At 46.0% G+C, this 5,777-nt stretch carries 5 protein-coding genes and 1 rRNA gene; all 6 read right to left on the minus strand.

Annotated elements, in window-relative coordinates:
• Positions 1-69: ribosomal RNA gene (locus tag AAB400_03725) — 16S ribosomal RNA — on the minus strand; the annotation flags it as partial.
• A 377-nt stretch (positions 70-446) separates the two neighbouring features.
• On the minus strand, positions 447-1,088 hold the full coding sequence (gene trmD, locus AAB400_03730; GenBank protein MEK7648993.1) for a tRNA (guanosine(37)-N1)-methyltransferase TrmD: 642 nt from the start codon (positions 1,086-1,088) through the stop codon (positions 447-449).
• 114 nt (positions 1,089-1,202) lie between these two features.
• Positions 1,203-1,526 carry a KH domain-containing protein gene (locus AAB400_03735; GenBank protein ID MEK7648994.1) on the minus strand — a complete coding sequence of 108 codons (324 nt, stop codon included), beginning with the start codon at positions 1,524-1,526 and terminating at the stop codon, positions 1,203-1,205.
• A 140-nt stretch (positions 1,527-1,666) separates the two neighbouring features.
• Complete coding sequence (gene rpsP, locus AAB400_03740; protein ID MEK7648995.1) at positions 1,667-1,960, minus strand: 30S ribosomal protein S16; 294 nt, start codon at positions 1,958-1,960, stop codon at positions 1,667-1,669.
• 11 nt (positions 1,961-1,971) lie between these two features.
• Positions 1,972-4,638: an AAA family ATPase gene (locus AAB400_03745; GenBank protein MEK7648996.1), complete on the minus strand. Its 2,667-nt coding sequence runs from the start codon at positions 4,636-4,638 to the stop codon at positions 1,972-1,974.
• Between the two features lie 90 nt (positions 4,639-4,728).
• The coding region (locus tag AAB400_03750; GenBank protein MEK7648997.1) for a hypothetical protein at positions 4,729-5,777 on the minus strand (1,049 nt) is incomplete at its 5' end.

The following is a 5,777-nucleotide window of genomic DNA, read 5'->3' on the forward strand; positions in this document are numbered from 1 at the left end:
CCGTTCGACTTGCATGCCTTAGACACGCCGCCAGCGTTCATCCTGAGCCAGGATCAAACTCTTATTAAAGTTTGACTTGGTCTATTATATTCCATCCGGAAAAACCAGATGGAGAAGTTTTGCTTATTGGCTATTGACGTTTAATGTTGTTTGCTTGGCCTTCTGTGAGGGTTTACTCACAGAAGTTCTTGTCACTTTCATATTGTCAACGAACCACTTTTCCCTTCACAAACGTGAAGAAAAAAGAGTGAAGTCCTCCAAGAAAGGTGACTTCGCTCTTTTTGCTTCAAAATGAGCTTTAAATCAAGGATACTACGGTTTGTAAAGCTATGCCTCATCCTAAACCCTTCCGCATTACTTGTCAAGCCCGCTCAGTGCACAGGATATCCACAGCTTGGAACGCTGTATACCTATGGTTATACGGCTGTTTAATTTGAATGGATTGTTTATTTTTTGCTTTTCAAAAGTCGCCATTGAGCAATATTCTTATGGTCGCCTGATAGGAGCACTTTTGGAACCCGTTGGCCACGAAAATTCTCAGGACGAGTATACTGAGGGTATTCCATAAAGCCCTCGTGCATATGGGATTCTTCTCTGAGCGATTCCTTATTGCCAAGCACTCCGGGAAGCAAGCGGAATACTGATTCAATCACTGCCATTGCCGCAACCTCGCCGCCGTTGAGCACATAGGGTCCAATTGAGAGCTCTTCGTTGATGTGCTGTCTAGCGCGCGCATCAACACCCTCATAGCGTCCGCAGATGAAAATGAGGTGGTTCCACTTTTTGGCAAGTGTGTCTGCTTTTTTTTGTGTAAACTGTTTGCCGGCAGGCGATAGTAGAATGACGCGTGATTTTTTTGTTTTTTTGATTGACATTAGTGTGCGTACCAGCGGTTCAATTTTTAAAATCATTCCTGCTCCGCCGCCATAGGGACGGTCATCGACAGTTTTGTGCTTATCGAAAGCAAACGCCCTTAGATCGTGTACGCGAATGCGCACGATTTTTTTCAAGATCGCTTTTTTCATGAGGCTTTCCGAAACAAAGGAATCAAACAACGAGGGGAGGATGGTGATAATATCTATGCGCATTCTTTAATAGTATACCTCTGCATCGAAAAACAAAAGTTTCTTCGCATGGCATGCCAATGAATAGGCCACCAACAAAAAGAGTCCCGCATTGCGGGACTCTTTTCTATTTTTGTTTTATATCTTGAGATCATCGACAACGCTGGTATCGACATTGCTGTAATGCGATCCGCCGGCAGAGTCCTGACGGGCATTGGGGTCGTGAATCTTGAGATTCACGCGAGCGTTGTTCTTTGCGCCTACGATTTTGAGAAGTGTGCGGATTGCTCGCGCGGTCTGACCCTGTCTGCCAATCACGTATCCCATATCTGCAGGGTTGATCGTGAGGGTCAGTAGCACTCCCATTTCATCGACGCGACGATCCACAGATACGTCTTCGGGGTGATTGACAATCGCCTTGACGATTGTAATCACGAAATCCTGATCTGCGTTCGCTGACATTCGTGTCTCCTCTCATTCCATGAAATATATGGAATGTTAGAGCTAAGAAGGTGTTAGCACCGGAACTGTCGACCTTTCATACATGCAGTTGTTGCTTCACTACAATAACTGCTCTAAGTATACTAAAAGAAATGTTGCTGTCAATCGTTCTTTTTATCCGCTGCTTTCTTGACTGTTTTTCGTATTTTTTCTGCGGTAATAATACCCTGATCAACAAGAATATTATGGATGGTAGGCGATGGTTGTGCACCCTTGGAAATCCAGTACTGTATCCTCTCTTTGTTAAGAAGTACTGCCTTTGGTTGGGCAAGCGGATCCACTGTGCCAAGGAGCTCAAGGCTGTCGGCAAATGTATCTTTCCGTTTTTCTGAAACAATCACCCGATAGAAGGGCCTGTTGGTTTTACCGCGCCGCGCGAGTCGGATCATCAGCATAACTTAAAAAATCATGAATCATTCTTAATGCTTGCAAGTGTATCATCAATTTTGGCAATGTCAAGACTTAAGACTCTTGAAACGCCGTCTTCACCCATTGTCACCCCATATATGCATTGGGCCATATGGATGGTTGCGCGATTGTGCGTTACTACAATAAATTGTGTTTGTTCGCCAAGTTCTTTAATAATAGAGGCGAATCGATTGGCATTTGATTCATCAAGCGCGGCATCAACCTCGTCGAGTACAACAAAGGGGGACGGGTTGCACGAAACGATTGCACACAACAATGCAATTGCGGTAAGCGCCTTTTCCCCTCCGGATAAAACACTCATGTTTTTGAGTTTTTTTCCTGGCGGCATTGCAGAAATATCGATACCAACTACCTCATCCTCCTGTACGCCTTCGCCGTCCTGCCGATCGTGCCCACTCTGGTCTTCTTCATGTTCAAAATCCGATTCTTTCACCGCAACAATGCGCGCATTTCCTCCGCTAAAGAGTTGTTGAAAATAGTGGCTGAATTTTTTTTCAATGGCACCCATGGAATGATCCAGACGCTCCTTGATGCTTGTCTCAAGCTCAGCAATGCCGCGTTCGAGGGAATTGATGCCTGCCACAAGATCTGCCGCTTGTTGAGTAAGAAATTCAAAGCGCTCCTTTGTTGATTCGTATTCAGATAACGCTTCATGATCGATAGTGCCTATACTGTCGAGTTTCCGCTTAAGCTGTTCCGCGCGCGAGCGCACATCCGCTAGGGGCAGGGACGGCGAACTCTCACTATGTACGCCTGCCAATGAAACATCAAAATGACGCTGCAGTATTTGCTGAACGAGTTCTTCGCTTAATGCCAATTCTTCGCTCATTTTATTGAGGAGCTCTTCTTGATGAGCCTCCCGTTTAGCCGCATCAAGCGAGAGAGATGTTTGACGAACGCGCAGTGCGTCAATTTCTTTTTGCGCTTCTGTTAGCGCTTGTTGGATGCGCAGAAGCTCAGATGTATTTTTTGATTGTTCTTCATATGAAGCTTCAAGTGTTTGTTTGTGTTGGGTGATTTTTTCATCAAGCGCAGTGAGTTGGCTCTTAACGTGTTGCTGCTCATCACGCAGTGTGGCGGTTTTTTCTCCGCTGTCTTTTGATGAAAAATACGCTAATTCCTGTCCCATGCGCTCCAGCTCTGCCGTGATTTCGTAAAGTGCTTGGTCGTGCTGTTTAATCTGGTGAGCGCAAACGCCAGAAGCAATACGCTCATCCTGTATGCGCACCAATACCTCGCGTTGTGCATGTACCAGCTTTTCAAGGGCTTGTTTTGCTTGAATCGTTTCTTGTGATGTTCCTTTGAGTGAGTAATGAATTTTTTCCTGTAATGCGTCGAGTTGAGAAAAAAGTTTTTTTAATGCATTCTGAATGTCGTGAAGTGTTAATTCGCTTGAGAAAAAAATGTGTTTTTCTTTCTGGAGCGCATCAAGAGCATCGTGAATTGTTGCGAGTGAAATATCTCCCGGCGTCGATGCCGCCGGTAGCAACGTTTCTTGAATATGCGCAATCTGCCGCTCGATATTCTCAAGTTCACCCGACAATGCGCGTAAGCGCTCAACGGAAAACTGAGCTTCTTGTTGAGAGCGCTCACGCTCTGTTGTGTGGCGAGCATGTTGAGCTTCGAGATCGGTTTTGTGCTGCATGATAAATGAAATGTTTGCTTCCCCCTGCTTTTCATAGTCTGTTGCAAGCCGTGCTTCAACCAGTGAAAGTCGTGATACTAGCGCCGTGCGGTCTTTTGAGAGCTTCTCGTATTCATCCCGTAATTGGGTGGTGTGCCGTGTTGCATCCGTCGAATTGAGTTTCTGATGTGCTTGAAACTCTTGTACAAAAAGTGTTTGGTGTGAACAAGCTATATCGAGTGTTTTCTGCAAGTCTGCTAATGCAGCCGATGTAGATGCTTCTTGTTCTTTGAGTGTACGCCATGCAACCGAATAATACTGTTGGTATGCTTGTTTGAGTTCGTGCTCAATAACCTCCCGCTCTTCAAGCCGTTTTAGCTGGCGGGCAAAAAACTTAATTTTCGGCTCAAGTTCTGCTATAAGCATGTGGGCTTGCGCGATGTGTTCCCGTGTTGTTTTGAGTTTGCTTTGCGCCTGGTCTTTTTTCATTTGGTACTGGCGCACACCTGCAGCTTCATCAAAAAAATGCTTTCTTTCGGCTGACGACATGGTGACAATGGAGTCGATCATGCCTTGGCCAATAACACTGTAGCTTCGCTGGCCGCAATTCCCCTGCGCAAGAAGCATGGTAACATCAGCGAGGCGGACCTTGCTGCCATTGATGAGATATTCTGATTCACCGCTGCGATAGAGGCGGCGCGCAATAACCACTTCGGCATAGTCAACAGGAAATGCGCGATCTTCATTGTTAAACGAAAGCGCCACTTCGCAAAAACCAAGTTGCGCCTTCGCGTCAGAACCAAAAAAAATAACATCTTCGCTTTTTTTGCTGCGAAGCAATTTCATGCTTTGCTCACCCAGTACCCACCGAATAGCATCGGCTACATTTGATTTCCCCGATCCGTTGGGCCCGACAATCGCAGTGAGGCCCCGCGACCCATGCTGCCCTCGTGAAAAAAGAAATGTTGTTTTGTGTGCAAATGATTTGAATCCTTGGACTTCAAGTTTCTGAAGATACATATATTCTATGGTATTGCTCTGCAATCACAGTTCATCATATATGTTTTGTGGCATAAAAACAACCCCGATAGCGGGGTTGGTGGTTGTGTATTAGTTGTCATATAATCTCCAGGCGCGCCATACGTGGTATGCGCGTCGGGATTCCGTTTTGAGAACTGTTGTTGTTTTTACATTCCCAAAACGGTCATTTACTGTAAGTACCGTGTCGTAGGACAACTCAACACATGGGGCACCTGCCGTGCAAGAAGTGAATGAGCGAAAAGAAACGGATGTTGTTTTTGAGCCAATAGTGTTGCCATATGAGTCGTACATCCACTGGAATGAGCTTATAGCTTTTTTAATTTCATCGCGAATACCATCTAGATCGCTGTCTTGATATGCCGTGCTTTGCGTTAAATATGCCTGAATAAATGAACCTATGTCCTGCGAGATCGGATCGAATAATTCCCTATCATCAGATGAACGTCCCCGAACGATTTGGCTATGACTCCGAAGAACTGCGCGGTAGTCGATAATATCTCCGGGAAGCCGCTGTCGGATGGCGCCTTCATCCAAAATAAGGTTGTCGCGTCCGGATGTGGCAGCTTCAATACTGGGCCCATCCTCAAGCATCCATACATCTTCGGGGTCAACAAGTCCGTCCGAAAATCGTTTACGCTTGCCGTCTTGTGTTATACGGTCAGCCAATAGACTTGCGGCAAATTTGAGTCCTTCTTCTATGAGCTCCTGCGTTGAATCTGCTAAATATCGCATAAGGAGTTCCGGGCTTGCAAGGCGGCTCAAAAATGATGTGCGCGCTTTGCGCAATTCGCCTCCGCGGTAATATCCGGCATACGGATACCAACGCGATATGAGTCCCTGTTGGCGCTCCCATATCCGTAGCTCCTGTGCAAAATTTGCATAACACCGCCCATAGCGAATAACTTTTTTTGTTGGTGTCTGTGGAAAATAGGCCGGATCGCAGGGAAGCATGTAGGCATCTTCCGGAGATAGCACTTCATTAAATGGCACTACATAGGGGCCAATAGTGAGGCGTGTACGAAACTGAACGCGAGGAATATCTTCCCGTGCCGTTGCAAGAGATAGAGCGCCTTTGCTTGTAAGGCCCTCATCAAAACTCTGCACAAGTTGTGAGAGTG

This window comes from Patescibacteria group bacterium, from assembly GCA_038065255.1.
GTDB lineage: Bacteria > Patescibacteriota > Patescibacteriia > JACQRZ01 > JACQRZ01 > JBBTRI01.

Excerpts from the sequence above, each read along its gene's own strand:
- trmD (MEK7648993.1), bottom strand. The coding sequence starts at position 1,088 with ATGCGCATAGATATTATCACCATCCTCCCCTCGTTGTTTGATTCCTTT.
- AAB400_03735 (MEK7648994.1), bottom strand. The coding sequence starts at position 1,526 with ATGTCAGCGAACGCAGATCAGGATTTCGTGATTACAATCGTCAAGGCG.
- rpsP (MEK7648995.1), bottom strand. The coding sequence starts at position 1,960 with ATGCTGATGATCCGACTCGCGCGGCGCGGTAAAACCAACAGGCCCTTC.
- AAB400_03745 (MEK7648996.1), bottom strand. The coding sequence starts at position 4,638 with ATGTATCTTCAGAAACTTGAAGTCCAAGGATTCAAATCATTTGCACAC.